Origin of the sequence: Planococcus sp. CAU13, from assembly GCF_000775575.1 — a bacterium.
Taxonomy (GTDB): Bacteria; Bacillota; Bacilli; order Bacillales_A; family Planococcaceae; genus Planococcus.
Genome location: NZ_JRGN01000198.1, coordinates 1 through 3,720 on the forward strand (window position 1 = coordinate 1; position 3,720 = coordinate 3,720).

Here is a 3,720-nt window from a genome sequence, read left to right on the forward strand (position 1 = left end):
CGCCTTCGCTTTTCTTATTATTCTAATGCCGCTGCTCCGCCGACGATTTCAGTGATTTCCTGAGTGATCGCCGCCTGGCGCGCACGGTTGTATGAAAGTGTCAATCCGTCGATCAATTCGGTCGCATTATCGGTCGCGCTCTTCATTGCTGTCATTGAAGCCGCATGTTCACTTGCTTTGCCGTCAAGAACGGCACCGAAAATTAAGCTTTCTGCGTATTGTGGAAGAAGAACTTCCAGGATGGCTTCCGCTGAAGGGTCGAATTCATAAGTAGAAGTCGCTCCGGTCGGTTTGATATCCGTCAATGGCAGAACTTTCGTTTCAGTGACTTCCTGCTGAATAGCTGAGACAAAGTGATTATAGTACATATAAACTTCATCATATGCACCTTCTGAGAACATACCAACAGCTTTGCGCGTAATTTCTTTGATGTCCGCGAATGAAGGATGGTCCGGAAGTGCGATTGCACTGTCCAGGATGGTCATGCCTTGTTTCGCAAAGAAATCCCGACCTTTACGGCCAATGCACAGGATAACAAATTCATCTTTCGACGCATGGCGTTCACGGATTTTATTGCTGACAGTACGCAGAATGTTACTGTTGTATCCGCCAACCAGCCCGCGGTCAGATGTGATTACAAGATAAGCCGTCTTCTTCACAGGGCGCGTTATCATCATCGGATGGCTTGCGTCATTCGATCCGGCAGCTATGGAAGCTACGACGTCCTGGATTTTCGCCATGTATGGAACGAACGCTTTCGCATTCACTTCAGCACGGTTCAATTTGGAAGCGGAAACCATTTGCATGGCTCTTGTAATCTGACTTGTTTTCTTCGTTGACGTAATTCGGTTTTTTATATCGCGTAAAGATGCCACTGGTATTTCACCACCTTATAATTTTTTCTTCCGACCCGGCTGAAACGTTTACTCTGATTTTGCGAATGTGCGTTTGAAATCGTTGATCGCCGCGCCAAATGCTTCGTCAGAAGGCAAACCTTTCGTTGTACGGATAGTTTCCAAAATTTCTGTGTGGTTCGTATCCAACCAGCTCGTAAGTTCTGCTTCAAAACGGGAAATATCTCCGATAGCAATATCATCAAGGAAACCTTGAGTCAATGCATAGAAAATAACAACCTGTTTCTCAACTTTGATCGGGTTGTTCAAGTCCTGTTTCAGAACTTCAACAGTCCGTTTACCGCGCTCAAGCTTGGCAGCTGTCGCAGCGTCAAGGTCCGAACCGAATTGAGAGAAGGATTCCAACTCACGGAATGCAGCCAGGTCAAGACGCAGTGTACCCGCAACTTTCTTCATCGCTTTGATCTGAGCTGAACCACCTACGCGTGATACAGAAAGACCGGCGTTGATCGCTGGGCGTACACCCGAGAAGAACAGATCCGACTGAAGGAAGATTTGTCCGTCAGTGATCGAAATTACGTTTGTTGGGATATATGCAGAAATATCGCCAGCCTGCGTCTCAACGAACGGCAATGCTGTGATTGAACCTGCGCCAAGTGTTTCGTTCAATTTCGCTGCACGCTCAAGAAGGCGTGAGTGCAAGTAGAAAACGTCACCAGGGTAAGCTTCACGGCCTGGAGGACGGCGAAGCAAGAGCGAAAGTTCGCGATATGCTGATGCCTGTTTAGTCAAATCATCATAGACGATCAAAACGTGTTTGCCTTCGAACATGAATTCTTCGGCCATTGTGATACCGGCATAAGGAGCCAGGTACAATAATGGTGCCGGCTGTGAAGCAGATGCCGTCACGACGATTGTGTAGTCCAAAGCGCCATTTTTACGGAAAGTTTCAACTACGTTACGTACAGTTGATTCTTTCTGTCCGATTGCAACATAGATACAGATCATGTCCTGGTCAGCCTGGTTCAAAATTGTATCGATCGCTACAGACGTTTTACCAGTCTGGCGGTCACCGATGATCAATTCGCGCTGTCCGCGGCCGATTGGCACTAGAGCGTCGATCGCTTTGATACCTGTCTGAAGAGGTTCGTGAACAGATTTACGTGCCATAACCCCTTGTGCTGGACTTTCGATTGGACGGGATTTCGTTGTGTGGATCGGGCCTAGGCCGTCAACTGGCTGTCCAAGCGGGTTTACTACACGTCCGATAAGTTCATGTCCTACCGGTACTTCCATAATGCGGCCCGTACGACGCACTTCATCGCCTTCTTTGATGTCTGCGAATGGCCCAAGGATGATGATACCAACGTTGTTGGCTTCCAAGTTTTGTGCCATACCCAATACACCAGTAGAGAACTCAACAAGTTCTCCAGCCATGACGTTGTCGAGGCCATGAGCGCGAGCGATACCATCACCAACTGTGATTACTGTACCGACGTCGTCAACTTTCATCTCTGATTGATAATTTTCAATCTGCTGCTTGATCAGACCGCTGATTTCTTCAGCTTTGATGCTCATGTATGTCACCCTCTCATAATTTCAATGATTAACCGATCAATTGACGCTGCAGGCGAGCCAATTTCGTGCTGACGCTGCTGTCGTAGATGCGGTTTCCGATTTGAAGACGCAATCCGCCGATTATCGATGGATCCACGATGTTTTCAATTCGCAATGCCTGTTTCCCTACTTTTTGTGCAAATACAGAAGAGATGGATGCGCGTTCTTCTTCCGTCAATGGACGGGTGGAATAGACTTTCGCATCCTGGATTCCCTGTGCATCGTTGGATAGGCTAACGTAAGCGTCAACCATATCCCCTATTTCATTCAAACGTCCGCGCTCAGCGATCAATTGGATCGTGTTGATCACATATTGGTTGCCCTGGCTGAACAATTCATTGATCAGGTTGATTCTTTTTTCAGCTGATAATTTCGGAGAAACCATCAGGCTGTAAAGTTCCGGAGTCGTTGCGAAGACTTTTTTCACTTCGCGCAGATCCTGTTCAACTTCAGCAGTCACCTGATGTTTTTGCGCCGTTTGGAACAATGCCAATGCATAGCGTTCTGCAGCCTGACTCATTGCACTTCGCCTGCCTTCGCAATCGTTTCGTTAATCAACTGACGGTTGTCTTCCTCAGAAATTTCTCTGTCCAGCACTTTAGTAGCTGCAAGCAATGACAATGCCACAACTTCTTCACGTACTGCCGAAATCGCTTTGTCTCTTTCGTTGGCAATTTCAAGAACTGCCGCATCTTTCATGCGTCCAGCTTCAGCGCGCGCCGTCGTGATAATTTCCTCACGAGAAACTTCGCCTTGCTTTTTGGCATTCTCTACGATTTCCTGTGCCTGTGTACGCGCATCTTTCAGAAGGCTGCGCTGTTCATCAAGCATTTTTTTGGATTCCAGACGGCTGTTTTCAGCAGCTTCGATTTCACTTGCGATGAATTCTTCACGCTGCTGCATTACGCCCATCAAAGGACCCCATGCGAATTTTTTAAGCAGCAGCATCAACAGGATAAACACAGTCAATGTCGCAAAGATATCTCCAGTATTCAAAAACTCCCCGGTAGCACCGAGTACGAGGTGATCAAAAAACACGATTGTTTCACTCCCTTCAAGAGCCTAAATATACGTTTCTTCTATAGTAAGATCTTTTGCTGTAAGATGGTTTTTCAGTTGTAAAATGATGCATACAAGCATAAATGGCGAAAATCATGCCGAAGCACTCCCGCCATTTAGCTTTTTATGTCTAGACTCCAGTGGCCCAGCTGCTGCAAGAAAAAGGCTGCTCCTGCATCGCTGCGCTGCT

The 3,720-nt window shown here is 47.1% G+C and carries 4 protein-coding genes; all 4 read right to left on the minus strand.

Annotation, left to right across the window (positions count from 1 at the left end; translation table 11 throughout):
- Positions 1-17: 17 nt before the first annotated feature.
- The 4 genes from atpG to atpF are packed head-to-tail and all read right to left on the minus strand — an operon-like array spanning position 18 to position 3,509.
- Entirely contained in the window at positions 18-875 is an 858-nt protein-coding gene (gene atpG, locus KW93_RS08780) for an ATP synthase F1 subunit gamma (RefSeq protein ID WP_033542628.1), read from the minus strand.
- 48 nt (positions 876-923) lie between these two features.
- Positions 924-2,432, minus strand: a complete 1,509-nt coding sequence (gene atpA, locus KW93_RS08785) for a F0F1 ATP synthase subunit alpha (protein ID WP_033542629.1) — start codon at positions 2,430-2,432, stop codon at positions 924-926.
- 28 nt (positions 2,433-2,460) lie between these two features.
- A complete protein-coding gene (locus tag KW93_RS08790) occupies positions 2,461-2,991 on the minus strand; it encodes a F0F1 ATP synthase subunit delta (RefSeq protein ID WP_033542630.1) in 531 nt (176 codons plus the stop codon).
- Positions 2,988-3,509 carry a F0F1 ATP synthase subunit B gene (gene atpF / locus KW93_RS08795; protein ID WP_033542631.1) on the minus strand — a complete coding sequence of 174 codons (522 nt, stop codon included), beginning with the start codon at positions 3,507-3,509 and terminating at the stop codon, positions 2,988-2,990. The genes KW93_RS08790 and atpF overlap by 4 nt, the downstream gene beginning before the upstream one ends.
- Between the last annotated feature and the right edge of the window lie 211 nt (positions 3,510-3,720).

Bases quoted from the DNA above. Each gene is read 5' to 3' on its own strand.
- KW93_RS08790 (WP_033542630.1), bottom strand. From the start codon at position 2,991: ATGAGTCAGGCTGCAGAACGCTATGCATTGGCATTGTTCCAAACGGCG.
- atpA (WP_033542629.1), bottom strand. From the start codon at position 2,432: ATGAGCATCAAAGCTGAAGAAATCAGCGGTCTGATCAAGCAGCAGATT.